The 24,747-nt window shown below is 59.2% G+C and carries 21 protein-coding genes and 2 pseudogenes; 17 read left to right on the forward strand and 6 right to left on the reverse strand.

Annotated elements, in window-relative coordinates:
* Positions 1-551: 551 nt before the first annotated feature.
* From LMTR13_RS08460 to tnpC (LMTR13_RS08495), 10 genes are all read left to right on the forward strand, one after another.
* Positions 552-1,919 (forward strand): hypothetical protein, encoded by a 1,368-nt coding sequence (locus LMTR13_RS08460; RefSeq protein WP_156795497.1) that lies wholly within the window; start codon positions 552-554, stop codon positions 1,917-1,919.
* On the forward strand, positions 1,919-3,595 hold the full coding sequence (locus tag LMTR13_RS38815) for a GMC oxidoreductase (protein WP_083218904.1): 1,677 nt from the start codon (positions 1,919-1,921) through the stop codon (positions 3,593-3,595). The genes LMTR13_RS08460 and LMTR13_RS38815 overlap by 1 nt, the downstream gene beginning before the upstream one ends.
* Positions 3,592-4,551, forward strand: coding sequence for an aldo/keto reductase (locus tag LMTR13_RS38820; protein WP_083218905.1), 960 nt, complete (start codon positions 3,592-3,594; stop codon positions 4,549-4,551). Before LMTR13_RS38815 ends, LMTR13_RS38820 begins: the two co-directional genes overlap by 4 nt.
* Positions 4,552-4,727: 176 nt before the next feature.
* Entirely contained in the window at positions 4,728-5,942 is a 1,215-nt protein-coding gene (locus LMTR13_RS08470; protein ID WP_065727489.1) for a DegT/DnrJ/EryC1/StrS family aminotransferase, read from the forward strand.
* Positions 5,943-6,352: 410 nt separating this feature from the next.
* Positions 6,353-6,757 (forward strand): IS66-like element accessory protein TnpA, encoded by a 405-nt coding sequence (tnpA, locus tag LMTR13_RS38825; RefSeq protein WP_083218906.1) that lies wholly within the window; start codon positions 6,353-6,355, stop codon positions 6,755-6,757.
* Positions 6,754-7,122: an IS66 family insertion sequence element accessory protein TnpB gene (gene tnpB, locus LMTR13_RS08475; RefSeq protein ID WP_418219759.1), complete on the forward strand. Its 369-nt coding sequence runs from the start codon at positions 6,754-6,756 to the stop codon at positions 7,120-7,122. Before tnpA (LMTR13_RS38825) ends, tnpB (LMTR13_RS08475) begins: the two co-directional genes overlap by 4 nt.
* Before the next feature lie 50 nt (positions 7,123-7,172).
* On the forward strand, positions 7,173-8,810 hold the full coding sequence (tnpC, locus tag LMTR13_RS08480) for an IS66 family transposase (RefSeq protein ID WP_065726659.1): 1,638 nt from the start codon (positions 7,173-7,175) through the stop codon (positions 8,808-8,810).
* A gap of 235 nt (positions 8,811-9,045) precedes the next feature.
* Positions 9,046-9,447, forward strand: coding sequence for an IS66-like element accessory protein TnpA (gene tnpA, locus LMTR13_RS08485; protein ID WP_065726632.1), 402 nt, complete (start codon positions 9,046-9,048; stop codon positions 9,445-9,447).
* Positions 9,444-9,791, forward strand: a complete 348-nt coding sequence (tnpB, locus tag LMTR13_RS08490; protein WP_065726633.1) for an IS66 family insertion sequence element accessory protein TnpB — start codon at positions 9,444-9,446, stop codon at positions 9,789-9,791. The genes tnpA (LMTR13_RS08485) and tnpB (LMTR13_RS08490) overlap by 4 nt, the downstream gene beginning before the upstream one ends.
* Positions 9,792-9,837: 46 nt before the next feature.
* Entirely contained in the window at positions 9,838-11,490 is a 1,653-nt protein-coding gene (gene tnpC, locus LMTR13_RS08495) for an IS66 family transposase (RefSeq protein ID WP_065726634.1), read from the forward strand.
* 422 nt (positions 11,491-11,912) lie between these two features.
* Here tnpC (LMTR13_RS08495) and LMTR13_RS08505 read toward each other — a convergent pair whose 3' ends face one another.
* Genes LMTR13_RS08505 through LMTR13_RS43570 form a run of 3 tightly spaced genes read right to left on the reverse strand, consistent with a single transcriptional unit; the run spans position 11,913 to position 13,785 of the window.
* Positions 11,913-13,334 carry an exopolysaccharide biosynthesis polyprenyl glycosylphosphotransferase gene (locus LMTR13_RS08505; RefSeq protein WP_065727491.1) on the reverse strand — a complete coding sequence of 474 codons (1,422 nt, stop codon included), beginning with the start codon at positions 13,332-13,334 and terminating at the stop codon, positions 11,913-11,915.
* Positions 13,335-13,369: 35 nt separating this feature from the next.
* Positions 13,370-13,561, reverse strand: a complete 192-nt coding sequence (locus LMTR13_RS43565) for a WecB/TagA/CpsF family glycosyltransferase (protein ID WP_156795498.1) — start codon at positions 13,559-13,561, stop codon at positions 13,370-13,372.
* Between the two features lie 5 nt (positions 13,562-13,566).
* Positions 13,567-13,785: a WecB/TagA/CpsF family glycosyltransferase gene (locus tag LMTR13_RS43570; RefSeq protein WP_156795499.1), complete on the reverse strand. Its 219-nt coding sequence runs from the start codon at positions 13,783-13,785 to the stop codon at positions 13,567-13,569.
* 1,224 nt (positions 13,786-15,009) lie between these two features.
* Here LMTR13_RS43570 and LMTR13_RS08510 point away from each other — a divergent pair.
* Positions 15,010-15,408: a hypothetical protein gene (locus LMTR13_RS08510; protein WP_065727492.1), complete on the forward strand. Its 399-nt coding sequence runs from the start codon at positions 15,010-15,012 to the stop codon at positions 15,406-15,408.
* Between the two features lie 277 nt (positions 15,409-15,685).
* On the opposite strand, the gene LMTR13_RS08515 is transcribed toward LMTR13_RS08510, so the two are convergent.
* The 3 genes and pseudogenes from LMTR13_RS08515 to LMTR13_RS42220 all read right to left on the reverse strand — a co-directional run bounded on the left by LMTR13_RS08515 (position 15,686) and on the right by LMTR13_RS42220 (position 16,721).
* Positions 15,686-16,108 (reverse strand): hypothetical protein, encoded by a 423-nt coding sequence (locus LMTR13_RS08515; protein WP_065727493.1) that lies wholly within the window; start codon positions 16,106-16,108, stop codon positions 15,686-15,688.
* A 6-nt stretch (positions 16,109-16,114) separates the two neighbouring features.
* On the reverse strand, positions 16,115-16,336 hold the full coding sequence (locus LMTR13_RS08520; RefSeq protein ID WP_065732530.1) for a hypothetical protein: 222 nt from the start codon (positions 16,334-16,336) through the stop codon (positions 16,115-16,117).
* Positions 16,337-16,462: 126 nt separating this feature from the next.
* A pseudogene (locus LMTR13_RS42220) lies at positions 16,463-16,721 on the reverse strand (hypothetical protein).
* Between the two features lie 75 nt (positions 16,722-16,796).
* Here LMTR13_RS42220 and LMTR13_RS43225 point away from each other — a divergent pair.
* The 6 genes and pseudogenes from LMTR13_RS43225 (at position 16,797) to LMTR13_RS43580 (ending at position 24,528) form a co-directional block, all read left to right on the forward strand.
* The gene (locus LMTR13_RS43225) at positions 16,797-17,030 is read left to right on the forward strand and encodes a hypothetical protein (RefSeq protein WP_269465887.1); all 234 of its coding nucleotides are present in this window, start codon (positions 16,797-16,799) and stop codon (positions 17,028-17,030) included.
* Between the two features lie 611 nt (positions 17,031-17,641).
* A pseudogene (locus LMTR13_RS43575) lies at positions 17,642-17,719 on the forward strand (hypothetical protein); the annotation flags it as partial.
* 150 nt (positions 17,720-17,869) lie between these two features.
* Positions 17,870-21,010: an AAA family ATPase gene (locus LMTR13_RS08525; RefSeq protein ID WP_236843307.1), complete on the forward strand. Its 3,141-nt coding sequence runs from the start codon at positions 17,870-17,872 to the stop codon at positions 21,008-21,010.
* Between the two features lie 1,052 nt (positions 21,011-22,062).
* Complete coding sequence (locus tag LMTR13_RS08530) at positions 22,063-22,626, forward strand: hypothetical protein (protein ID WP_065727495.1); 564 nt, start codon at positions 22,063-22,065, stop codon at positions 22,624-22,626.
* Positions 22,627-23,035: 409 nt separating this feature from the next.
* Positions 23,036-24,049 (forward strand): reverse transcriptase domain-containing protein, encoded by a 1,014-nt coding sequence (locus LMTR13_RS08535; RefSeq protein ID WP_418219760.1) that lies wholly within the window; start codon positions 23,036-23,038, stop codon positions 24,047-24,049.
* Positions 24,004-24,528 carry an RNA-dependent RNA polymerase family protein gene (locus LMTR13_RS43580; protein WP_418219761.1) on the forward strand — a complete coding sequence of 175 codons (525 nt, stop codon included), beginning with the start codon at positions 24,004-24,006 and terminating at the stop codon, positions 24,526-24,528. Before LMTR13_RS08535 ends, LMTR13_RS43580 begins: the two co-directional genes overlap by 46 nt.
* The last annotated feature ends 219 nt before the right edge of the window (positions 24,529-24,747 follow it).

The following is a 24,747-nucleotide window of genomic DNA, read 5'->3' on the forward strand; positions in this document are numbered from 1 at the left end:
GCACAATGCCCGGGCCGCAGCTTCCGAAGATGTGGAAGCGTATGATGACCAGACGAATCCGTCTCCCTACGGACAAGGTCGATGTCGCGTAGTATATCCAGGAACACCGGCAACGCCTAAAGTTCTGATGCAAACAGAAGCGCGTGAGGTAGCATGGCCAACGGTTTGACGCCGACCTCATCGCGACCAATAGTCTGGCCGGGCGCGCGGTCATTGCGGGCAGTACGGCGGGATCCCACGTCGCCATTCAATGCCCGTTGCCGCGGAGTTCTGGCGCCAGAGTTCCATTGCAAACATCCCCAGCCGGCTCGGCGGACACTGGTGGAACCCGACGTTAAGCCGACCCTAAAACGCGATCGCCTGTTTTCGATCCCTGCATTCACGCGCAAGCCGCCCTGGACGCTGATCGGGCTCAAGGAACCGATACCGACCGCCTCCGTTATAGGCAGTGGATCGCGGCTGAGATCCTTCCGGTTTGCGGCGCGTGGTTCTCTTGCACCAGTTCGGCCGTCCCGCGATCCGGTGCAACTTAGTGTATGCCGGAAAGGCACATGCACGCTCGAGCGCCATCACGCGCGACAACCACCGGTCGTCTCGGCGGAACACATCTGCGCGTAGTGTTATGCGTTGCCGCGCTACTCTCGCTCTTCCTGTCCATCCATCTTTCGGTCTCGGGAAGTCTTCTGTTCCCCTATGTTGCGGCGTTCGCAACATCTTTCGCTCTGATCTGTCTCGAATCGCGGCGGCTCTCGACGGGGTTTGTCATCGCCGCCTTTCTTCTGTTGACGGCAACCGTGGCGTTCTTCGCTTTGTCGATCCCGTACGCGGTCGACCCGTCGCGTCGCCTGCTCTCACTAGCCCAACTATACGTGGCCCTCATCACCAACTACGGACTTTTTCTCGGATTATCTTCGTTGCACTCTCGAACGATTTCCCGCCTGTTCCTGTCTGTGGCCGTCTTCATGCTGATAGTCGCGACATTGGAGGTCTATTTCGGGCTGAGACCGTTTGTCGACGCAGTCCGGTCCGTGATTCATCGGGAGTATTACGACGACACGACGCGAGACTTGGCGCTCTACGGTGCCGTGCGACCAAGTGTCTTTGCTTCGGAACCGTCGCTCGTAGGCATTTTCTGGGGCCTGTCGCTGTGCGGGTGGCTTCTCGCCGATGTGGACAGGTTTGGGATCAGACGGCTTGTTGTCGCTTCACTGCTAACCGCATCTGCGGTTTTTGTAATTCGCTCGCCCACCATATTCTATGCCGTCACCATCTGCGTGATCGGGTTGATCGTTGACCGATTGAGAAGAAGCCCTAATCCCGGCGTGCGATTGATCAAATCGGTATCACTGCTTGCCTGCTTCATCGTGGTCATCGCCTCGACCTCGCTGCTCATGCATGCCGCCGACGAATTCGGAGGATTGATCGAGAACATAGTCAAGGGAGACAGCTTCTACTCTCGTCAGATTGGACCGTACCGTCTTGCGTCCAGCATGGCCGACACCAGTCCGTTCTTTGGCTTCGGATTGGGAGGTGACGCGGAAATGACACCTTACGCGATGGACGCGTTCTCGCCCGTCATCGAAAACATGATCGCGGGTATCGACGCAGCGGACGTCGACAGCGTTCGGGGCATGGGCCTCAATTTCAGAGAGGGCAAGGCAAGTCATCTGCTCACAAACTCGTTTTGGCAGTTTTGGATTTCATTTGGCATTCTCGGCGGCGCGATCGTGGTCGCCATCATGGCATTTGCGCTGGCGGAATTGGGCGTGAGCGAAATTGGTTTTGTGCTGCTCGGGGCGACACTTATGGGGCAAACCATGGGAGCCGTCGTGATTGCTCCAGCGTGGACGCCCCTGTTTGTCATCGCCGCCCTTACGGTTGGCTGGGCGCACGCTTCTCGCGCAACAAAGGCGAGCTAATGTTCGGATATTTCTCCGATCTTGCTTCACTTGCAAACCGCGACGTCTGCGTTGTGGGCGGTGGACCGGCAGGTATCGCGGTTGCGCTTGCTTGCGAGGAGCGTGGGCTCTCGGTTCTCCTTCTGGAATCAGGAAAGGATAGGGTCGACCCGTTTTTTGCTGGCCTCAGCACCGGACATGACATTGACTTGGAGACGCATGCGGCCCCGCATCTGGCTATCTGCCGTGCTCTTGGTGGCGCCTCGAAATGGTGGGGAGGCAGGTGCACGCCCCTCGACGAAATGGATTTTGCGAAACGAGCTTTCGTACAAGCGAGCTGGCCTATTTCTTATGCAGAATTGGCAATCTGCTATGATAGTGCCGCCGAGTTCTTTGGTGTTGCGCCCGCGGACTTTATTGCGCCGATTCCGCCATGGGGGCGATTGGAAGGCGTGCGATTTGAAGATCTAGAGCGATGGACGCCTGAAAGGGATGTAAGCAAGCGCCATCGCGAGCGCCTCGCCAACTCGAAAGACATTGTATTAGTGGCCGAAACTACCGTAACCGAAATTCACGTCTCGGAGGATGCTCGACACGTCAGCCGCTTGACCGTTCGCAGTCGGGAGAAATCGATCACCATCTCGCCTAGATACATCGTTCTCGCTTGCGGCGGTCTGGAAACAACACGTCTACTGCTGTGGACGCAAAGCAAGTTCCCAAAGCTCTTTGGAGGACCTGACGGACCGTTGGGACGGTATTATTCAGGCCATATTTCCGGCAAGATAGCCAACTTGGTCCTGAGCGACCCCGCCCATTTTGCCGCCCACGACTACTTCCTCGATTCGGGCGTCTTCGTGCGCAGGCGATTTACATTTCCTCCGGAGGTCCAACGACGCGAGGAGCTTCTCAATATCGCCCTTTATGCAGACAACCCGCCGTTCCATTCTGCCGACCATCGCAACGGCGCGCTATCACTTGCGTGGCTCGCGTTGGCAACTCCGATCCTAGGACGCTTTCTTGCATCGGAAGGCGTACGGATCAGTCACCTGGGCCCAGCACCCTATCAGTGGTTTCAACACCTTAGAAACATTTTGTTGCAGCCTGTAGCCACGTGGGCGAGCATTGTAAGCATTCTGAATCAGAGATACTTTAGCGTTCCCAGGAAACCAGGCTTTCTATTGTTCAACGAGCGCGGGCGATACGCTCTTCACTACCATGCCGAGCAATCGCCAAATCCGAAGTCGCGAGTAATGTTGAGCTCCAAATTTGACGCATTTGGCTTGCCATACTTGCGCGTCCGGCTTCGGTTTAGCGAAGCGGATGCACAAAGCGTCGTCAGAGCTCATTCAATTCTTGACACGGCCTTGAGGCAATCAGGATTGGGCCATCTCGAATTCGGTGAACCCGGCGCGGGGTCTCGCGTCAAGCATGTGCTTCGCCAGGCAAAGGATGGCTTTCATCAAATCGGAGGCACACGCATGGGCTTTGATCCTCAGCAAAGTGTTGTGAACACTGATTGCCGCACGCACGATCTTGAAAATTTGTACATTGCGTCCAGTTCGGTGTTTTCTTCAACCGGCCAAGCTAATCCAACATTTCCCATGGTGGCTCTGGGTTTCAGATTGTCGGCTCATCTCGCAAGCCAAATAGCCAGGGAAAGGATTGCGGGAGGCAGCAAACATCGTCTTGCTCCATGAGACAGGTCTATTCAAAAGCGCTGGAGCGCAACGTGTCGGCAATAGGCTTCGGGTGTGCGTCCCTTGGCTCTCGGATTTCGCCAAGCGACGGTCGCCGAGCCGTAGAAATGGCTCTCGAACACGGCGTGAGGTGGTTTGACGTTGCCCCTTCATACGGGGATGGACAGGCTGAGGAGCTGCTTGGCAGTTGCCTGCAAGGTCAGCGCGATAGAGTTGTTATTTGCACCAAAGTCGGCATTGCGCGTCCTAGCCTTTCTTTGTCACAGCGCCTCTTACGGCCTTTAGCGCGAACTATCGTGTCGGGCATTCCGGCCGCACGCTCGGTTGTAAGGCACGCTCGTAAGTTTCCCCACCGTACAGCCATTCATCCAGACCTGATCGAAGCGTCCCTTCTGCAGAGCCTACGATCATTGCGGACCGATCATGTGGATGTCTTGGCACTTCACGAGCCAACGCCGGAGGAGGCAGCAGATAAACGCATTTTTGATGTGCTCGAGCGGTTACTGGACCGCGGACTTATCCGAGCAATTTCTGTTGCCGGGCAGCCCGATAGCATTATCGCGTCAGTATCTAGACACCTCCGCGTCGACTATGCGCAGTTTCAGGATGCACCGCATAATGGCATCGCCGCTAGAATGCGTTCTGAGCTGCCAAGCGATAGGCGACCTCAGTTTGTCACACATGGCGTATTCGGGACAGAGAACTCGAACGAAATATCTATGCTGTCGTCCCGAGCATCAGAAACTCTCAAGTTCTGGCTTCAGGAGTACGACCCCAATGCAACGGAGATTGTAGCGGATCTCTTGTTGCATTTTGCGTTCTCTAACAATCCGGATGGTGTGGTAATAACATCGATGTTTAGCGCGCGGCATATCGAACACAATTGTTCACTTGCGGCGAAAAGCCCGACACCAGAACTCGCAGCCAAGGTCCATTCACTTCTAAGAAACAAATAGAGGAGCTATCGTAGCCGATCTCGCCGTGGTCGCGGACCTTAAATGAGCAACGTCCCCATCTGCTGGGCCCTCAATTCTACTTCGTCCACTGCGAGGTATTTGTAATAGACGGCTTTTTTACCGATAGGACGATTTGAGCTGGCACGCGAGCGCGGCGCTTAAGGTCCAAAACGGAAATGCAAATACCGCATCAAATCATCTATCAAATTCGATATATCTCTTGTTGGCTGAAGTCCGACCAAGAGGCCGATCAAGCTTTTCGCGTTAGACTGAATTCTCTGTTGGGCGGAGCAAGCGCCATAATACCGTTAGGGCGAGCCCGCTCCGGAATCTTTCTATTGGTCAAGCAGGTCGTTACAGAAACGCGGCGCAACGTAATTATGTCGCCGTACACTATACCTGACGTCGTTAACATGGTGAAGTTTGGAGGGGGCCAGCCAGTTTTTGTGGACTTTCGTCCAAATTCGACCAACGTTGATTTTGGCCACCTCAGGTCGCTCATCGATAAGCGGACCGCGTGTGTTCTGGTCACTCACTATCACGTCCCCCAAGCGGAAACGAATGCGATAGCTGACTTCTGTCGCTCCAGAGGCGTGAAGTTCTTCGATGACTGCGCCATATCTTTGGGCGCTAGTATCGAAGGCAGGCCAATCGGTACCGTCAGCGAAGCAAGCGTGTTCAGTTTCTCGGGATTTAAGATACTGAATTTTTTTTGGGGCGGAGCGATAGTCATGCCTCCTGGAGAGATTGCAACGGCGATCGAAGCTGAAGTTGAAGCGTGGCCGCGGCTGAGGTTCTGGCAATATCGATTCCAAGCAAAAAAAATTCTAACATACAGCTTTGTCACGAGTCGCTTCGTGTTTCCGCTGTTTTTTACGCTGCGGCGCTCAATGATTGAGTCTAGCGAGATTGTCGACGTCCTTCCTTTGTCACGCATTGAGACGGCTAGCCTGGACGACACTATTACCAGCCGCCCGGCCCTCGCTGCCTTGGCTGAGTGGAGCCGAAAATTTAGCGATGTCGCAGACATACTCAACCACCGTCGCTCGATCGCCGCGGTTTATGATAGGTATTTTCGCCAGATTAGTGTATCGGCTGAGACACCTGAAGAATGTCGCGCGGCGGCTGGATTCGTCAATTATCCGATCATCGTTGGTCGCAATTCGCGAGATAAGATCTACAGGGCGCTGCTAGCCAATAACTACGACGTAGCTTTGTCACTTTACCCGAATGTCCATGAAATGGAGAAGTTCACCGATATACCGGGCCGTACCACTAATGTTTCGGAGTTGGTGCGATCTATTATTACCCTGCCAACGCACACGCGTGTGACGCCCGCATATGCTGAAAGGCTGAGCCAGTTTCTGTTGGCATTGATCCCGAGGCACTGAGTTCGATTCATTTGATCGATAGTGTGGATCCAATGGAAGATCGCATCGGACCTGAGCGCTCGGTCTTTGACGTGATCTGGACCAGGATCGACATGGCCCCGTTGCAGGGCTTGCGCGCCACGCGGCCGCAGGCTCTTCGCCAAGGTTCCGAACGGCCGTTGGCACCATGACCTTCCTGGCGGCATTGCATTACAACTGGACCATCGGACGCTGCCTCGACCGCTTCACCGCGCGAATGCGCCAACTACTTCGAATCCGGTGGATTGCGAGCCACCCTGATCGGGAGCTACTTGAATTGCGGAAGCGCACAACGTTTGTTGCTATAGCTCGCTAGGAGCAGGGGACAGCAACGTCTCCCTCCGGTGACGGCCGCCTTGTCGAGTTAAGTCGAGTGCTGTGTAACAGTCCTTATGGACAGCAATAAGTGCAGTGCTCAGATTGAACGGTTCGAGATTGTTGAGACTGGTCGGCGTCGTCGCTGGACCGATGATGAGAAGCTCAAGATCGTTTTGGAGAGTTTGCAGACACCGCGCGCCGTCTCATCGACAGCTCGGCGATATGGAATCTCGCGCTCGCTGCTGTTGACTTGGCGGCGATCGTTTGGGACCCGGGCGAGCGGTAATGAACAGCCTCAGCCCGGCTTTGTGCCGGCGATGGTGATGCCGGACCCACCTCCAGCGCGGTCGACCGTTTTGGCGACGCCGGCGAGCGGACGCATGGAGATTGTCGTCGGCAAGGCTTGTCGAGTGATCGTGGACGCGGGCGTTGATATGACCGCGTTGTCTCGAGTGTTGGACCTTCTGGAGCAGCGATGATCCCGATCGCAGCAGGCGCGAGAATCTGGATCGCGACTGGTCACACTGACATGCGCAAAGGCATGCAGGGCCTGGCGTTGCTGGTGCAGGAGGGCCTTGGGCGAGATCCTTTTGCCGGCGACATCTTTGTGTTCCGTGGTCGCGCCGGCACGCTGATCAAGGCGCTTTGGCACGACGGGGTTGGACTGTCGCTCTACGCCAAGCGGCTGGACCGTGGCCGCTTCATCTGGCCGGCGACGGTGGACGGCGTGGTGGTCGCTGACCGCAGCTCAGATGGGCTATTTGCTGGAGGCGATCGACTGGCGCAACCCTCAACACAGCTGGCGGCCGCAGAGCGCGGGATAGGTTGCGCAAAAATCCCGTGAGATTGCAAAAAACCCGCGCCAAATCGCAGCTTTTGTGATTCCATCAGGGCATGGGTGACAGTCCCGAGAAGCTGCCGGAAGATATTGAGGCGCTGCATGCGGCGCTGCTTGCGACGCGCGCCGAACTCGCCAGCGTTCGCGCCCAACAATCCGACGACCAGGCGCTGATCGCTCACCTGAAGCTGCAGATCGAAAAGCTGAACCGTGATCGTTATGGCCCGCGCTCGGAGCGTACCGCAAGGCTGCTGGACCAACTTGAACTGACGCTGGAGGAGCTCGAGGCCTCAGCGACCGAAGATGAACTGGCCGCCGAAATGGCCGCGGCCAGGATCACGAACACCACCACCGTAGCGTCGTTCACCCGCCAGCGGCCATCTCGCAAACCATTCCCGGATCATCTGCCCCGCGAGCGCGTGATCGTATCAGGGCCGACGTCGTGCGCCTGCTGCGGTGGCTTGCGGTTGTCCAAGCTCGGCGAGGACATCACCGAGACGTTGGAGGTGATCCCGAAATCCTGGAAGGTGATCCAGCACGTCCGGGAGAAGTTCAGCTGCCGGGACTGCGAGAAGATCAGCCAGGCGCCGGCGCCGTTCCACGTCATCGCTCGCGGTTGGGCCGGTCCCAGCCTTTTGGCGATGGTGCTGTTCGAGAAGTTCGGCCAGCATCAGCCCCTGAACCGGCAGGCCGAACGCTATGCCAAGGAAGGCGTGCCGATCAGCCTGTCGACCCTGGCCGACCAGGTCGGCAGCTGTACGGTCGCGCTGACGCCGTTGTTCCAGCGCCTCGAGGCCCATGTGCTGAGCGCCGAGCGGCTGCACGGCGACGACACCACGGTGCCGGTTCTGGCCAAGGGCAAGACCAGCACCGGCCGGATCTGGGTCTATGTCCGCGACGACAAGCCGTTCGGCGGGCCAGAACCGCCGGGGGCGGTGTTTTACTACTCACGCGATCGTGCCGGCGAACATCCTCAGACGCATCTGGCCAGCTACAGCGGAATCTTCCAGGCCGATGCCTATGGCGGCTATGGCAGGCTTTACGAACCGGGCCGCAACGCAGGTCCGATCCTGGAAGCCGCGTGCTGGGTCCACGCCCGACGGCCGTTCTTCGTGATGGCTGATCTGGCGGAGAATGCGCGCCGCAAGGTGCAGGGCAAAAAGCCCGCGGTGATCTCGCCCCTGGCGCTGGAAGCAGTCCGCCGGATCGACGCCTTGTTCGAGATTGAGCGAGGCATCAACGGCCAGAGTGCCGAACGGCGCCGGGCCGTCCGCCAGGAGCTGAGCGCGCCGCTGGTCGCCGATTTGGAAACCTGGATGCGTGAGCAACGCGCCAAGCTCTCACGTCGCAACGACGTCGCCAAGGCGATGGACTATATGCTCAAGCGCTGGAGCGCGTTCACCCGCTTCCTCGACGACGGCCGCATCTGCCTGTCGAACAACGCCGCCGAACGCGCCGTGCGCGGCATCGCTCTGGGCCGGAAGTCGTGGCTGTTCTGTGGCTCCGATCGCGGCGGCGACCGTGCCGCGGTGATGTACAGCCTTATCGTCACCGCCAAAATGAATGACGTGGATCCGCAAGCCTGGCTCGCCGACGTCCTGGCGCGCATCGCTGCGCATCCAGTCCAAAGGCTCGACGAACTGCTTCCGTGGAATTGGCGCGACCAAAACAAGCGAGTCGAAAAGGCAGCCTGAGTGGACCGCTACGCGGTCTTCACCGGATGCTTACACAGCAACAGGGTGCAGCCGCCACTTCAGACAGTTTCGAAGCGCACAGCTTAAGGTGACTACTGGGGCGATGTACACGCCTGCAGACGACCCGCGCTGCAATGCACGTTTTGGTTAATAAAACGTATCCCTCCGCCAAAGGCCGTCTTGTTTGAGGGACGCGAGGGCTGCAGGTCCTAGGGGTAATCCTAGGAGAAGCGCTATGACGATTTCGCGGGCAGAGGTTATCACATCGGTCGAGCGGCGGCGCCGGTGGTCGCAGGATGAGAAGGAACGGCTTGTTGGAGCATCGCTCGAGCCCGGAGCCAGTGTTTCCGAGGTGGCTCGCATGGCCGGCCTTCATGTGAGCCAGCTGTTCAGGTGGCGCAAAGAGCTTTGCAAGCATGGTGAAGCGAGTACAGCGCCGTTCGTGCCGGTCGAGATTGGGCCGTCTGCGCCGCCGCGGGAGGTGGCCGAAGTGCCATTGACGACGACGGCGGCGCGTCGACGGAAGAGCCAGGGCATCATCGAGATTGATCTTGGTAGCGGGCACCGCATCCGGGTCGATGGCGACGTTGATGGCGACGCGCTACGTCGCGTTCTCGATGCTTTGGTACGCCGATGATCCCGGTTCCGACGGGCGCGCGAGTGTGGCTGGCGACAGGCTACACGGACATGCGCCGAGGCTTTCCGTCGTTGGCACTCCAGGTGCAGGAGGTGCTGCGCAAGGACCCGCTCAGCGGTCATCTGTTCGTGTTCCGCGGTCGCCGAAGCGATCTTGTGAAGGTGATCTGGCACGATGGCCAGGGGGCATGCCTGTTCACCAAAAGACTCGAGAGAGGAAGGTTCATCTGGCCATCGGTTGCGGGCGAAGCAGTGACGATCTCACCGGCGCAGATGAGCTATCTGTTGTCCGGAATCGATTGGCGCAACCCTCAAGAAGCGCTGCGACCAACGCGGGTCGGATAGCCGTTTTACTGTTTGAATCTGCAACGTGATCTGATTCAATGGCTTCATGATATCGAAGCCGGACGACCTTCCATCGGACCTCGTGAGTGCCCTGGCTGCGCTGCAGGCCGAGCGTGAGGCGCGGCTGCAAGCCGAGGCGGTAGCTGCCAGTGCGCGGGCGGAGCTGTCGGCCAACGAGGCGCTGATCGCGCACCTCGAGCTGCGGATCGAGAAGCTCAAGCGCGAACTGTACGGGCAGCGCTCCGAGCGCACGGCGCGGCTGATCGAGCAATTGGAATTGGAGCTCGAAGAACTCGTCACCACGGCGAGCGAGGATGAGCTTGCCGCACGTACCGCCGCGGCGAAAACCCAGGCGGTGCGCGCCTTCACACGCAAGCGGCCGGTGCGCAAGCCGTGGCCGGACGACATCGAACGCGAGCGCGTCGTCATCGAGGCCCCGACGAGCTGTGCATGCTGCGGCGGATCGCGCCTGGCGAAGCTGGGCGAGGATGTGACCGAGACGCTGGAGGAGATCCCGCGCCGGTTCAAGCTGATCGAGACGGTGCGGGAAAAGTTCACCTGCCGCGATTGCGAGAAGATCAGCCAGCCGCCGGCACCGTTCCATGCCACGCCGCGCGGCTTCATCGGTCCGCAATTGCTGGCGACGATCCTGTTCGACAAGTTCGGCATGCATATCCCGCTCAACCGCCAGAGCGTGCGCTTTAAGGCTGAGATGATCGATTTGCCGCTATCGACGCTGGCCGACCAGGTCGGCCACGGGACCTTCGCCGTCATGCCGCTGTTCCAACTGATCGAGCGGCATGTGCTGTCGGCCGAGCGCCTTCATGGCGACGACACCACCATCCGCATCCTGGCCAAGGGCAAGTGCACGACCGGGCGAATCTGGACCTATGTGCGGGATGACCGGCCCTACGGTGGGCCTGCGCCGGCGGCGGCGGTCTATTACGCCTCGAGCGACCGACGAGGTGAGCATCCGCAGAAGCATCTGGCCGCCTTCACCGGCATCCTGCAAGCCGACTGCTACAATGGCTTCGAGCCGCTGTTCGACCCGCAGAAGAAGGTGTTGCCGATCACGCCGGCATTCTGCTTCGCCCATGCGCGGCGGGGCTTCTTCGAGCTGGCCGATATCGAGAAAACCGCCCGGGACGGACAGAAAGGCAAACCGGTCTCCCCGATCGCGCTGGAGGCGGTCAGGCGTCTGGACGCCCTGTTCGAGATCGAGCGCGCCATCAATGGCCGCAGTGCCGACGAGCGGCGTGCCGTGCGCCAGGAGAGAAGCAAGCCGCTGCTCGACGACATGCACGCCTGGCTGCTCCGCGAGCGAGAAACCCTATCGCGCTCCTCCGAGGTCCTGAAGCCTATGAATTACATGCTCAGGCGCTGGGACGACTTCGCCCGCTTCCTCGACGATGGCAGGATCTGCCTCAGCAACAACGCCGCCGAAAGAGCGTTGCGCGGCATCGCCTTGGGAAGGCGCAACTGGACCTTCGCCGGCAGTCTGCGTGGCGCTGACCGCGCCGCCATCATGCTGACGATGATCACGACCTGTCGCCTGAACGACGTCGATCCCAAAGCCTGGCTCGCCGACATCCTCGCCCGTATCGCCGATCTTCCCGCATCGCGTCTGCACGAGCTGCTGCCCTGGGAATGGAAGCTCCTGCGCCAAGCCGACAACCCCACCGATCAGCAAGCCGCCTGACCTTCACGCATCGCCATCATAGAACTCGCCGTGCCCGCGCGCATGCGTCAATCAGGCGGTCTTCTTCGTATGCGTACAATAAAACACTGGCTTGTCGTCGTGCTCACACCTTCTATCATCCAACTGCATCGCGAATTACGAATCATCCTAGGTCCGGAGCCCTCAGTGGTCGGCTTAATGATCGTCAGCTTCGTCTTGGGTGTGTATGTGGCGCGCTTTAATATTGTGGCCGCAACCGTGGCGAGCATAGTCTGTGCCGCGGTTTCGCTACTTTACGATTTGAGTAGCGAATCAACTCTCATGCACTCTCTTCTGGCTAGCGTCGGCACGGCATGTGCGCTGCAGGTCGGCTATCTCGTTGGCCAGCTACTGCGGCTCCCGAGAAGATAGTGTTGCTGCCGCTCGCAGCGCCCATGGCGTTGCTAGTAGGCATTCTCATAGCTTTTCTTTGAAAGTATCGTCATCAGGACAATTTTTAGATCGAAGCCCAAAGACCAATTATCAATGTAGTACAGATCGTGCTCCACACGGGCGCGCATTTTCTCGAAAGTGTCGGTCTCACCACGGAGCCCATTTACCTGAGCCCAGCCCGTAATGCCTGGCTTGACGTTATGACGTCGAGATAGGCGGGCGATCTGACCTTCAAACATTTGATTGTGCCAGACGGCGTGAGGACGTGGTCCGACAATCGACATGTCCCCCCGGATGACATTGAAGAGCTGAGGGAGTTCGTCGATACTCGTTCGCCGCAATATCCGTCCTATGCGCGTGACTCTAGGATCATCCCGAGTTGCCTGACGAGCACTCGCTGGACCCGCCACCATCGTGCGAAACTTTAGAACCGTTATGGGCTTATTGTTGTAACCATGGCGAGTTTGTTTGAACAGGACGGGACCTCGCGAACTCAATTTTATCAACGCGGCCACCATCAGTATCAGCGGCATGAGTAAGAGGCCGGCGGCTGCAGCAACAAACAGATCAAAACTCCGCTTGAGAAAGCGATCCATCACCCAATCGGGTCCTGACGCGCTCTCGAGCACGGAGGCATGGCCGAAGCATCCAATTCGGCTACAGCGCATGAAATTCAACATGCCAACAGGTAGAAGTTGAATCCGAACCGGCATTTCGGAGAGCATATCCACTGCACGAGTAACCGCGTCCATATTGTGCGAATGAAAGAGCAGCAACACCGCATCACATTGGTGGGTCCGAGTGTCGCGCAGGATCGTTTGAAGCTGAAGCCAAATATTAGTCGAGTCTAGACGATAAACTTGGCGTATCTCGTCCTGCGTGGATGATAATTGCTCGAGGAGTACGGTCGGTTTCTCGACGTCCGGGAAAACTAGGACCACGACGCCCGGTGAGGTCCAACGGCCGCTTTTTCGGCCGACTTCGATAGCGTGCAATAATAGTGCTCGAATCGTGATCTGCGTTGGTAAGGCGATGGCCAACTGCGCGAGGAACGTTCCCCTAGAGTAGCTCAAGACCGTCCCACTGATGAACATGAGAGCGAGAAGGAAAACAAAGGCTAAGGCCAATGCGAGCACTCCTCGGTGAAGTGCTTGCCGATTCCATTCCGCGCCATGAAGATCGTATTGCCTGTCGGCCAGACAGATGATGCCGTACATCAGTGCCAATTGCGTGCATATCCATCCGTACGAAATCGTGCCGGGCAGTCCGCCCCAAACAGTTAGATGATATGCAACAAAGGCTAGGTAGGTCGATATTGCGACAGCCGCCATTTCGGTTAGTGCCAGCATTGCAGCGAGCACGAGGCGATCGTCGTGGCTCTGACCAATTTCCTTCGAACTCGCCACCGGTCCAGAAAAAGTTGATTGTAGCATGCTGGCCTCCGGCGAAAATCAAGTTCGTTCTGGCACTATTGTTCCAATTCTACCGGATCTCGCCTCTTGCTTCGGACCACCACAGCGCAATGCTCCCAAGAAAATAGAGAGTCGCCTACGTGATAGCGCGAAACCGAACGCCGAGGCTCCAACCTGAGCCGGTAGAGCCATTTCAAATGAGCCGAGCGAATCCACAACGGAGCGCGGAAGTTCGCCGGCCCATACAATCAAGCTATCCTCCGAGAGTGTTGCCCGGCGTGCAGCCGGTCGCGTCGATATTTCGCGTAAGGCGAAGCTCGTGGGCCGGATTTCCTAAGGCAACAAGCAACAGGTACGGCCTTGCGGATCGAATGCGTTGGAGTAGAGCGGGCGAATTGAGATCGGCGGATCCGTGTTGAACGCCCACGAGTTGGTGCTGCGAAAGATGCTCTACCAGCGCGGACACCACCATCTACTCGTCGCAGGCAAGTCATTGCCTTCGTAGCGAACGCATCGGCCTTATTCGCGAGCTTGTGAATGTTCGCCCCGTTCTCGATACAGAATGAACCACTGAGGCGAATATGGCTGAGGGGCTCGTGGTCGGTTTGGCTCACAGCGGCGATCGAAGCGTAAACTCTCACCGACATCAGTGTGATTTCACTAAACCAGTTCAGTCCCAAGGAAGAACCAGAACAGGTATGGAAGAGCCCGCCGTGCGTCGATACAAGCAATCTGCGGCGATGAGATGCTTTCGTTACGGCAAGAAAGTTGGCGAGTAAATCGGTTGCTTGGACGTGGACAATGTCAGCGCCACTGGCAGGATATCGGGGTGGTTGCCAACACAGAATCCTTATCAGCTTGACCTGATGAATGGCCTCATAGGCAGGCAAACGCGCACCGGTCGTGGCGGTGTAAAAGATGCGGTCAGGCATCCCTGCCCGTGGCGCAAAATCCGACTTCATTTGCCGCGTGGGAAGCTCTCGAACGACGTATTCAAACGCGCCGACCGAGGCTGCAAACCGTCCAACTACGTGCACTATCGACATGGGCCGCTCCGGACTTAAGCGGCGCCCCTATTCCCCTGAGCAGCCATGATCTGCGCCGGGTATTCCCAACCGTTCAACTTTTACTTAAGTTGATCGCTAGCCTTAGGCTTTTATCAGAAACCCCGCAGTTGATCGGATCCCTCTGCCCACGATTTTCAAAACGATTGACGTGGATTTATATCGGTTCCCCTGGAAAAACGGTCAACGAAAACTCCTGTAACCAGCAACGTCGGCCGCAAGAACGCCGACGAGACGTCGCACCAGGCATCCGCGAGATGAGGATTCTCCTTGCTGCGACGCGACGCATGGCAACGCGACCGGGCTGCCGATAGGCAGGCAACAACAGCCATCGGTGGTAGGGTGGCAAGTCGCAGCATGGCAGTTGTGAACCGCCGCCTCCAATTTGACAGTCATGATGAGGCGAAGACTTGCGACGAATTTCAGGTGCAGGCGTTGTTGGGCGCTCGTAAAGCGCTTTCCGCGGCCGTTCATCTATGTCCGCCGCGTGTTGACCGGCGAATTGGGTAATAGTCGGTCGGACTGAAGCTGGCTGGTCGAGTGCTGTTTCTAGCAAGGAACCACTTCATATTTGTGCCGTTTCCCTTGCATTTCTCACTTGTGACAAGGAGAACCTTGAGTAGGAGGTTCAAATGACCACTCGCATAGCGACTGCAGTCGCATTCACGCTTATTCTCGCATCGCCGGCGTTTGCTGATTGCAACCAAGAACTGAAAATACTGGAACAGAAAGTCATTTCGGCGGAGACGGGCGCGAGCACGAGCGAAACCGGAATGGCGGCGACCAGGCACCAAGAGGAGCTTCTAACGGGAAAGCAAAAGAGCGATACGCCGGAAACCACCGGAACAACGGCGCGTGCTGTGGAGCCTGTTTCACCTCATCAAGAAAAAGTCACCGGCAAACGTAGCGTCGAGGGCGGGGATCATGCCGCCCAAATGATCGTCGAAGCCCGCAAGATGTCTGAGGCCGGCGACGAGCAGGGGTGCATGAAGAAGGCAGCGGAACTGAAAGACATGCTGGGGCCCAAGTAAGCGTCAATCGCGCCAGGTGAAGGTTCCCGGATTCATGCATCACAAACCAGCCGCTCTCGATCGCGAGCTTGATGTCCCGCGATGGATCGTCGGCAAGCAGCAGCCCCGAAAGCCACGAAGAAGCCGAGGAAAGCGGCCGCTGGAAAGAGATGTTGCTGGCTGGCGATCTCTGGTAAGAAGCCGGCGAAGGAGAATGCTGCAAGGAAGACGACGTCGAAGCCGCAGCGGAAGTCGGCATAGAACGGGCTCCGCCGCAGTCGCGATGAGGTCCGCGGCGTTAGCCGAGAGGTCGGGTTTGTCTGAAATGGAAACCGTTCGGAGTGAACCTGCGGGCCACGGCGCGCGCCTTGTCCTCGCATGTCTCCAGCGCGATCTTCTGGGCGAGCATGACATCTCCGATCGGCAGCGCGCCAATCGGCATGAAACACAACCCTTCCTGCAGGCGACCTCTTTCGTCGATCTCGCACACGTTCACCGAGGCCCCGGCGTGGATCCTGTACCGCTTTCCGCTGTCGCTTCCGACGACTTCGAAGTAGCCCCTCCTGGCGAACTGCTCCCGCTGTGCGGGCGATAGCCATTTTCGCAATAGCCGCAGCGACCGGCCCTCCGGCGTGCCCTCGGAGCCGTGCCTGATAAATAAGGCTCGCGTCGCTCTGATGCGGGAGCGGGTGCCCGGCGGCAACGGTCGAAAACCGAACATGGCCTGCTAACCTCCGACCAACCTGGGGAAGAAGAGGGTTTGTTCCGCAGTGGGGTCGAACGATCGGATCTGCGAAGTCTGACCGGAACCCGTCCGGACTGCAGCGATGAAGCCGGCCTTCGTCAGCTCATAGAACCGCTGCTCCGCTTTCGCCATTTCCTGTACGTCGTGGGGGTTGAAAGGGTGACGGCTGTCGCCGGTGCGGTTCATCACGATCTGGATCGCCATGATCGTCCTCCTCGGATGATGATAGCCAAGGGCCCCAACCAAGTATCCGACCGACCTGACGACTTTCAAGAGAAGAACATTCCGATGGGAAGACGCCGCTCGTGCGTCCGAACGCGCGGACTGCACTCAGGCCTGCGGGCACTCCGGGCAGGCGTCGCCGATCGAGTCCAGCATATCCCGGAACCTTTGCGACCGCTTGCTGCTGAGAGAGGCCGCACGGCGGTTCCTGGCGGGCGATGTCGAAGGCACGCTGCCGGGCGTGCGGATCGCCGCGATCCTGCATCCAGCCATGCTCTTCGCATTCGCGGATGGCGCCAGCCTCCTGGAGGACAGAGATCGCCCAACCACGTAGCGTCCGGATCGCGCGCCGCCTTTCCTTGAACATCAGCGTTCGAGATTCGCGGCATTAAAACTGCTTGAAGACGGTGCGAAGATCGATCTCGTCTTCAGCGATATTGTTATGCCAGGGACCATCGACGGTGTCGGGCTCGCGAGAGAAATCCGATGGCGGTATCCCAGTTTGCCGGTGGCCCTTACGACCGGTTACAGCGATGCGGCAAAAGCAGCTCCCTCAAATTTAGGAATACTACGAAAGCCGTTCGATACCGAGGCGCTACGAGATTTGATCCATGATATTACGCCTCCAAGATTATTGAAACCATCCCGGCGTGTCGCTGGCGGCAAGCATGACTGACGCCTTGCGCAGAAGTTGACCAGCCGCGCCATTGAGGGCATTGCTCGGCCGTGCCGACGCGATGATCGAATGGGCTTCAGTGGCTTTCCAAATAACCCCAAGGGATTGGGCTCGACATGTCTTATCATTCATGGCCGACGTCAATTGAATTGCTGACTATCTGATCGTTGAGATGTCCCGTTTGTCCTGCCGGCCGCCCGTTTATCGGCGTTCAGTCCTCTGGAGGTTCATGCCTTGACCGTGCGCTGTTACTTGAACGGCACGATGCGCGGTTGGAGCCAGTGCAAGTTGAAGCCTAAGGCTGTCAGGAGCGGACAAACCGATAGATGTGAAACGGCGCACATTTGGTGCGAGCGGGTTGGACTAAGATTATTGCTGGAAGTCGTGGTGCGATTATCCCTCTTTTCTAGGGAGCTTGCCATGAACAAACTGTTCTTGATCGCGCAAGTCGCAGCTGCGTTCGAAATGGCAAATGCAGCAGCCGGGAAGCTTCCCAGTTGCATTAGCCCGGAATTGTCGGGACCGAGGAGAAGTGTCGCGCTCTGAAGGTTCGCTCTTAGAGGGAAAACCGACGAGAGCTCATGCAGATCAGCAATTAGATCGGGTGCGACATGGATTGCCCGAGCTGCGGCAGAGTCAACCCAGAGGGAAACAAGGACTGCGGCGACTGCGGCGCGCCGCTGTTCTTGCGCTGCCCTGCGTGCGGAGCCGACAATCCGTCGGGTAAAAGGTTCTGTGGCGACTGCGGCGCAGCCCTCATGCCGACGGGAGCCGCGCGAGTATCGGCAGCGGCTCGAGCGTCGAGGTCCACCGTGGTGCGGGTCACGGAGCGCCCTACCTTGTCATCCGCCCCGAGTTCGTACGCCGAGCGCCGTCAACTCACAGTGATGTTCTGCGACCTCGTCGGCTCGACTGCGCTTGCGACGAAACTCGACCCCGAAGATCTACGAGAGATCATCGCTGAGTACCGCGATGGCGTGGCGGCCATCGTTCGCAAGTACGGTGGCACCATCAGCCGCTACATCGGCGATGGCATGTTGATCCTGTTCGGTCATCCTTCAGCGCGCGAGAACGATCCCGAGAGCGCGGTGCGCGCCGCGCTTGAGATCGCCGCGGCCCGGCACGCGCCGGGCGCTCCACCGGATCTCGAGCTGCGGGTTCGCCTCGGGCTCGCGACTGGTCTCGTTATCGTGGGGGACCTCATCGGCAGCGAGGCCGCCGAGCCGCAGGCGGTGCTCGGCGAAACGCCGAACCTGGCCGCCCGACTGCAAGCGCTCGCCGAGCCCGACGGGGTGCTAATCGCCGAGGACACGCGGCGGCTCATCGGCGGGCTCTTTGATTACGAGGATCTCGGCGTGGTGACGCTGAAGGGCTTCGCAGCGCCCGTGCGCGCCTGGCGGGTGCTGCGCGAGGGAAAGGCGGAAAGCCGTTTCGAGGCGTTCCACGCGGCAGCGCTCACACCGTTGGTTGGGCGCGAGAAGGAGCTCGAACTGCTCGTGCAGCATTGGCAGCGCGCCAAGACGGGCACCGGTCAGGTAGTGTTGCTGGCGGGCGAGCCGGGGATTGGCAAATCGCGCCTCGTCGCAGCGCTCCAGGAGCGTATCGGGGGCGAGCCGCACACGCGCTTGCGGTATTTCTGCTCGCCGCATCACCAGGACAGCTCGCTCTATCCCTTCATTGCTCAGCTCCAACGAACCGTCAATTTCGAGCGCGAGGACACGCCGGAGCACAGGCTCGACAAGCTGCAGGCGGTGCTATCCCCGGCATTGCCGCCCGACGAGGACGTGGCAATCCTTGCCGAGCTGCTATCGATTCCGACCGGCGAGCGCTCTCTGCCGATTGCCCTCACGCCACAGCGAAAGAAAGAGAAGACTTTCGATGCCTTGTTTGGACAACTTGAAGGTCTGGCCCGGCGACTTCCAATCATGATGGTCTTCGAGGACGCGCAATGGATCGATCCGAGCTCGCGCGAGTTGCTGCACCGGACTATCGATCGGGTGGCAACCCTGCCGCTGCTGTCGCTGATCACCTTCCGCCCCGAGTTTCAGTCCGGATGGACCGGAAAGTCACACGTCAACACGATGGTTCTGAACCGTCTTGATCATGAGGCGGGCGCCGCGCTGATCCGGAGCATGACTGGCGACCGGGAACTGCCGCCCGAGCTCGTCACTGAGATCGCTGAGCGAACGGACGGAGTGCCGCTGTTCGTCGAGGAACTGACCAAGGCTGTGCTCGAAGCGGGTGCTGCCGGGGTCGAGCGCGCCGTCTCCGCTGCGCCGCTCCCCGGCCTCGCGGTCCCGCCCACCTTGCACGCTTCGCTGATGGCGAGGCTCGACCGTATTGGCCCGATCGCCAAGGAGGTCGCGCAACTCGGCGCGGCCATCGGCCGGGAGTTCTCCTACGATCTGCTTGCCGCCGCCGCGCGCCGGAGCGAGAGCGAGCTGCGATCGGCGCTAGACCGGCTGATAGGTACCGGGTTGGTGTTTCGGCGCGGCGAACCACCCGAGGCCATTTTCCTCTTTAAACACGCATTGGTGCAGGACGCGGCATACGGCACGCTGCTGCGCGGCCAGCGTCGTGAGTTGCACGCCCGTATCGCTGGCGCACTGGAGGAGAAGCTCGCGACAACGGCCGAAGCGCAGCCCGAGATCCTCGCGCACCATTTTGAAAATGCCGGTCTGATCGAGAAGGCGGTTTCCTATTGGCAGGAGGCCGGCGAACGCTCCAAGGCGCGCTCAGCAACCGCAGAAGCGATCAGACAGATGCGGAAGGCGCTCAATCTGCTGTCCCATCTACCAAACGCTGCCGAGAGCCAGCGTACCGAACTCCAACTTCAACTCGCAATAGGCGGCGCGCTGATCGCCGCGAAGGGCCATGCGGCCGAAGAGACTGGAAAGTCCTACGCGCGGGCGCGTCGTCTCTGCGAGCTGCTTAACGACACGCCGAATCTGCTCAAGGCGTTGTGGGGCGAGTTCGTTCATCACCACGTGCGCGCCGAGACGAAACTATCGCATCGCGCCGCCGAAGAACTGCTTGAGTTGGCCGGACGCCAAAACGACAGGGCCGCGCTAGTGGCCGGTCATCGGGCGGTTGGCGACAGCTGGCTGCATCGCGGAGAGTTGCGCTTGGCGCGCGCGCATCTCGAGCAGGGGCTTGCACTTTACGATCCCACGCAGCATCGATCTCTGACGGTTCTGTTCGCCGAGAACGCCAGCGTGGCGATGCTCTCCTTCCTGTCGTTGACGCTCGGGCTTCTAGGCTTCGTCGATCAAGCCCGAGCGCGGAGCAGGGAAGCCCTGGCAGAGGCGCGCGAGCTGTCGCACCCCATCAGCCTGGCATTCGCGTTAAGCGTCGCCTGCCGGCTGTACTTCGTGCTCGACGATCCACGGACCGTGCGCCTGCTCGCGGATGAGCTGATTGCGCTTACTACCGAGCAGGGCTTTGCCTTCTTTCTCGCGATGGGAACGGCGTATCGCGGCTGGACTCTGGTCGAGGCCGGCGACTCGGACGCGGGGATGGATTTACTGCGGCGCGGGATCGAGGGTTTCCAAGCGTCCGGCGCGGCGTGGACCCTTCCGTTCTACCTCGCGCAGCTTGCCACGGCGCACGTGAAGGTGGGAACGCCCGAAGAAGGGCTCGGCCAACTGCTTGAGGCTTTGTCTCTAACCGAGAAATCGGGCGTGCGGTGGTTCGAGGCCGAATTGCGATGTCGCCGAGGCCAGCTGTTGCGAACTACTCACCAGAACGCCGAGGCCGAGGCGGAGGCCGACTTTCAGTATGCCATCGCAATCGCACGACAGCAGGAGGCGAAGCTCTGGGAACTGCGCTCCGCCATAAGCCTTGCTCGGCTCTGGCGCGACCAGAACAAGCGCGATGAAGCACACGGTCTCCTCGCGCAGGTCTACGGTTGGTTCACCGAGGGCTTCGACGCATCCGACTTGAAGAAAGCGAAGGCCTTACTCGACGAACTAAGCGCGTAGAAGTCCTCGTAATCGTCATTGCCAGCCCGGATTCGAGCTGCCATGACGCACACTACGAGATGTCCAACGTTTCCGAGGAGCGGATCTGCTTGCTGCGGAGGCCGACTTCCGAATTGACCCGAAACGGAGTGCGCCAGGAAAAGCTGGCAAAGAATAGGAGGTGAAAGTCCCCCATGGGGTAAGGACTAGGCCATCCGCCCCGACCCCGAGTGATGCGCGGCGTCCCGCGAGGGCCGACGTGAAGCGTTCACAGGGGAGACCACGGGCCAAGTATTGAGCTGCGAAACGGGTCTAATTCCGAGGTGCCGATCTCATTCCGTTGAAGAGAAGGCAACATCGTCCCATGGCGAATGGCTTGCATGGGAAGAACCTCGCGCAGTCGGAGACCTTGTGCACGTGGAGAAGTTCTTTGTTCGGAACCTGGGAGGTCTCATCCATGCCCGGACTAGTGTGCCGGGTCGGCTCGGGAAGGCGACAAGCCGCACGCCGAGCATGTACGTGGATGAGAAGTCGGATGAGGCCATAGTACTTGCGAAGCGACTGAACAACGGGGGCAACTCCCGGCGGAAGTCGTGGAGGGAAGGGCCTCACCCAAGGGGAACAGCCGTTAGGCGGCCGCGGTTCGGACACTGAGCCGAGATGCCGCGTTGATCCGAATGATGGCTGCGCGTCGGGCGACGAGCGCGACTAGATCGTTCATCGCACGACGTCTGACCCGAGGGAGGAGCCCGGTGCGTTAGCAGCGCACGCCGGGATCTGTGCGGGGGGCGGGGAGCAATCCTCGTCCCTACCGCGACCAAGCTGATGCTACGCCCGGCATCCGCTCTTGAGGGGCGAGCGGATCTATATCCGAGGCAATGCGAGTTCTGAAAATGCCCCATTCCGGACTCGCGCGCTCAGCGGCCAACGCTCTTTCAAGACTAAATACGCGAGGTCTAGTTGTTGCACCAGAACCACAGACGCGCAGTGCCAGCCGCCGGCGGCGCCATCATGCCTTTCTTCCAACAAACAACGGACATCTCCTGCCCAACTGCAACGGTAGGAGACCATCCATGCCCATCTCCATTCTGCGGCTGCTCGCGAGTGTCCTTTCGCTGGCGCTCATAGTTTCTACATCCGCCACTGCAGAACCGAAACTTGAAATGCATCGTGTCGGCGTTAACGTAGACGATGGCGCGGGGTGGTATCCAGCTGTTTCGACCAAGGGCTCGTTCTCGGTTCTCCTGCCAATTCCATTCAATGATTTCACGACTCGCGACCCGGGCACGGGAGAAGTGAGTCATGTCGTCGGCGGCAAGAGTTCTGAGGGAATCAAGTTTACGGCGGTCGAACTGCCGGTAACTGCAAGGACCCCTGTCGACCTCGCGGCGATCCCCAAATCCGTCTCATCCAATCCCGCTAACAAAGTGTCTGATGTAAGCCGCAATACCAAGGATGACGTCGATAATCTGTCCTTCTCAGTGGCTAACTCGGCAACGGCTGCGCATTTCCGCTACATCAGGATGAAAGGTACGCTCTACATACTAACGATTGACTGCCCCAATGCGTATCGCGACGTGGTGGCGGAAAAGAAAGAAAAATTCTTCGGATCCTTTAAGCTCAAAGGGAAGTCCTGATCGAGCATAATAGGAATATCCGATCGGAATGCCTCCTCCTGGCCCGAAGCAGAGTGCGCCAGGAAAGCTGGCAAAGAATAGGAGGTGAGAGTCCCCCACGGGGTAAGGACTAGCCATCCGCCCCGACCCCGAGTGATGCGCGGCGTCCCGCGAGGGCCGACGTGAAGCGTTCACAGGGGAGACCACGGGCCAAGTATTGAGCTGCGAAACGGGTCTAATTTCGAGGTGCCGATCTCATTCTGCTGAAGAGAAGGCAATATCGTCCCATGGCGAATGGCTTGCATGGGAAAGAACCTCGCGCAGTCGGAGACCTTGTGCACGTGGAGAAGTTCTTTGCACGGAACCTGGGAAGTCTCATCCGTGTCCGGACAGGCAAGCCGGGCCGGTTCATGAAGGCAACAGCCGAACGATGAACATGCACGCGGATGAGAATTCGGACGGGGTCATAGTACCCGAGAAGCGGCCGAACAAAGAGGGCTTGCCCTCGGCGGAGGCCGTGGAGGGAAGGACCCCGCCCAAGGGGAACGGCGGCGAGACGGCCGCGGCCCGGACACTGCGCCGGGACACCGCGTCGAACGGACTCATCGCCGTGCGCCGAGCGGCGCGACAGAGCAAGAGTGTACGGTTCACTGCGCTGCTGCATCACATCACCATCGATCTCCTGAAGCGGAGTTACCTTGCGCTTGAACGGGACTCCGCGCCGGGCATCGACGGCGTGACGTGGCAGACCTACGGAGAGAACCTCGAAGAGAAGCTAAAGGACCTGCACGACAAGGTGCACCGGGGTAGTTACCGAGCGCGTCCAGCCAGACGTACCTACATTCCGAAGGCTGATGGCTCGAAACGACCGCTGAGCATTCTGTGCCTGGAGGACAAAATCGTCCAACAGGCGGTCGCGACGGTTCTCGAAGCAATCTACGAGGAAGACTTCCTCGGGTTCTCCTACGGATTCCGGCCGGGCCGCGGCCAGCACGATGCGCTGGACGCTCTCCATGCCGGCATTCTCAGGAAGCAAGTGAACTGGGTGCTTGACGCGGATATCCGGGGCTTCTTCGATGCCATGGCCCACTCATGGATTATCCGTTTCCTCGAGCACCGTATCGCGGACAAGCGCATCCTGCGCCTCATTGCAAAATGGCTCAAGGTCGGCACTGTCGAAGATGGACGCAGAACGCGTGGCGTATGTGGCGCTCCGCAAGGCGCGGTGATCTCACCGATCCTGGCGAACGTCTACCTGCACTATGTGTTCGACCTGTGGGTCCATCGCTGGCGCCTCGCCAAGGCGTCGGGCGACATGATCGTCATCCGCTATGCGGACGACACCATCGTCGGCTTTCAGCATGAGCACGGGCGTTCCTTGACGATCTCAAGGAGCGAATGCGCAAGTTCGAACTGGCGTTGCACCCGGACAAAACCCGGCTGATCCGCTTTGGCCGCCACGCGGCCAAGCAACGTGAGAAGCTTGGAGAGGGGAAGCCTGAAACCTTCGACTTCCTCGGCTTCACGCACTTCTGCACGCGATCACGCAAATGGGGCTCGTTCGTCATCGGGCGCAAGACGATCAAGAAGCGGATGCGAGCCAAGCTCCTGGCGATCAAGATCGAGTTGCGCAGGATAATGCACGACCCCATCGCGAAAACCGGTGCTTGGGTGAAACAGATGCTGAAAGGGCATCTGAACTACTTCGCAGTCTCGGGTAACCACCCGAGCCTGTGGTGGTTCTTCAACAAGGTGAAGCGGCTCTGGCTCGCATCGCTCAAGCGGCGCAGCCAAACAGCACGCCTCAGCTGGGAGAGGTTCATCCAGCTCGTCGCCCGCTTCTTTCCGCCAATCAGAACGATACACCCGCTGCCTTGTCACCGCTTCGACGCTGGAACCCGAGGGAGGAGCCCGGTGCGTTAGCTGCGCACGCCGGGATCTGTACGGGGGGCGGCTGGTGACGGCCGTCCCTACCGTGACCGGGCGACGTTGCAATCTCCTTAGTCGGCGTTTAACGGAAGAGCGAACGAGGGGCTGTCAGGGACAGAATTTCTGCCTCTGACCCAAGCGGTCCTCGCGGCTTAGAGGTGGCGGAAAGTCAAACATAGACCTCCTTGCGACATCGGGTAAAGCCGATCTGAG

This window comes from Bradyrhizobium icense, from assembly GCF_001693385.1.
Classification (GTDB): Bacteria; Pseudomonadota; Alphaproteobacteria; order Rhizobiales; family Xanthobacteraceae; genus Bradyrhizobium; species Bradyrhizobium icense.

Bases quoted from the DNA above. Each gene is read 5' to 3' on its own strand.
- LMTR13_RS43570 (WP_156795499.1), bottom strand. From the start codon at position 13,785: ATGGTGGTGTCCGCGCTGGTAGAGCATCTTTCGCAGCACCAACTCGTG.
- tnpC (WP_065726659.1), top strand. From the start codon at position 7,173: ATGGGTGACAGTCCCGAGAAGCTGCCGGAAGATATTGAGGCGCTGCAT.
- LMTR13_RS08510 (WP_065727492.1), top strand. From the start codon at position 15,010: ATGACCACTCGCATAGCGACTGCAGTCGCATTCACGCTTATTCTCGCA.
- LMTR13_RS08505 (WP_065727491.1), bottom strand. From the start codon at position 13,334: ATGCTACAATCAACTTTTTCTGGACCGGTGGCGAGTTCGAAGGAAATT.
- LMTR13_RS43580 (WP_418219761.1), top strand. From the start codon at position 24,004: ATGCGCAAGTTCGAACTGGCGTTGCACCCGGACAAAACCCGGCTGATC.
- LMTR13_RS38815 (WP_083218904.1), top strand. From the start codon at position 1,919: ATGTTCGGATATTTCTCCGATCTTGCTTCACTTGCAAACCGCGACGTC.
- LMTR13_RS08470 (WP_065727489.1), top strand. From the start codon at position 4,728: ATGCAAATACCGCATCAAATCATCTATCAAATTCGATATATCTCTTGT.
- LMTR13_RS08530 (WP_065727495.1), top strand. From the start codon at position 22,063: ATGCCCATCTCCATTCTGCGGCTGCTCGCGAGTGTCCTTTCGCTGGCG.
- LMTR13_RS38820 (WP_083218905.1), top strand. From the start codon at position 3,592: ATGAGACAGGTCTATTCAAAAGCGCTGGAGCGCAACGTGTCGGCAATA.
- tnpA (WP_065726632.1), top strand. From the start codon at position 9,046: ATGACGATTTCGCGGGCAGAGGTTATCACATCGGTCGAGCGGCGGCGC.
- LMTR13_RS08535 (WP_418219760.1), top strand. From the start codon at position 23,036: ATGAACATGCACGCGGATGAGAATTCGGACGGGGTCATAGTACCCGAG.
- LMTR13_RS43225 (WP_269465887.1), top strand. From the start codon at position 16,797: ATGCCAGGGACCATCGACGGTGTCGGGCTCGCGAGAGAAATCCGATGG.
- tnpB (WP_418219759.1), top strand. From the start codon at position 6,754: ATGATCCCGATCGCAGCAGGCGCGAGAATCTGGATCGCGACTGGTCAC.
- tnpB (WP_065726633.1), top strand. From the start codon at position 9,444: ATGATCCCGGTTCCGACGGGCGCGCGAGTGTGGCTGGCGACAGGCTAC.
- tnpA (WP_083218906.1), top strand. From the start codon at position 6,353: ATGGACAGCAATAAGTGCAGTGCTCAGATTGAACGGTTCGAGATTGTT.
- LMTR13_RS08515 (WP_065727493.1), bottom strand. From the start codon at position 16,108: ATGTTCGGTTTTCGACCGTTGCCGCCGGGCACCCGCTCCCGCATCAGA.
- LMTR13_RS08520 (WP_065732530.1), bottom strand. From the start codon at position 16,336: ATGGCGATCCAGATCGTGATGAACCGCACCGGCGACAGCCGTCACCCT.
- tnpC (WP_065726634.1), top strand. From the start codon at position 9,838: ATGATATCGAAGCCGGACGACCTTCCATCGGACCTCGTGAGTGCCCTG.
- LMTR13_RS08460 (WP_156795497.1), top strand. From the start codon at position 552: ATGCACGCTCGAGCGCCATCACGCGCGACAACCACCGGTCGTCTCGGC.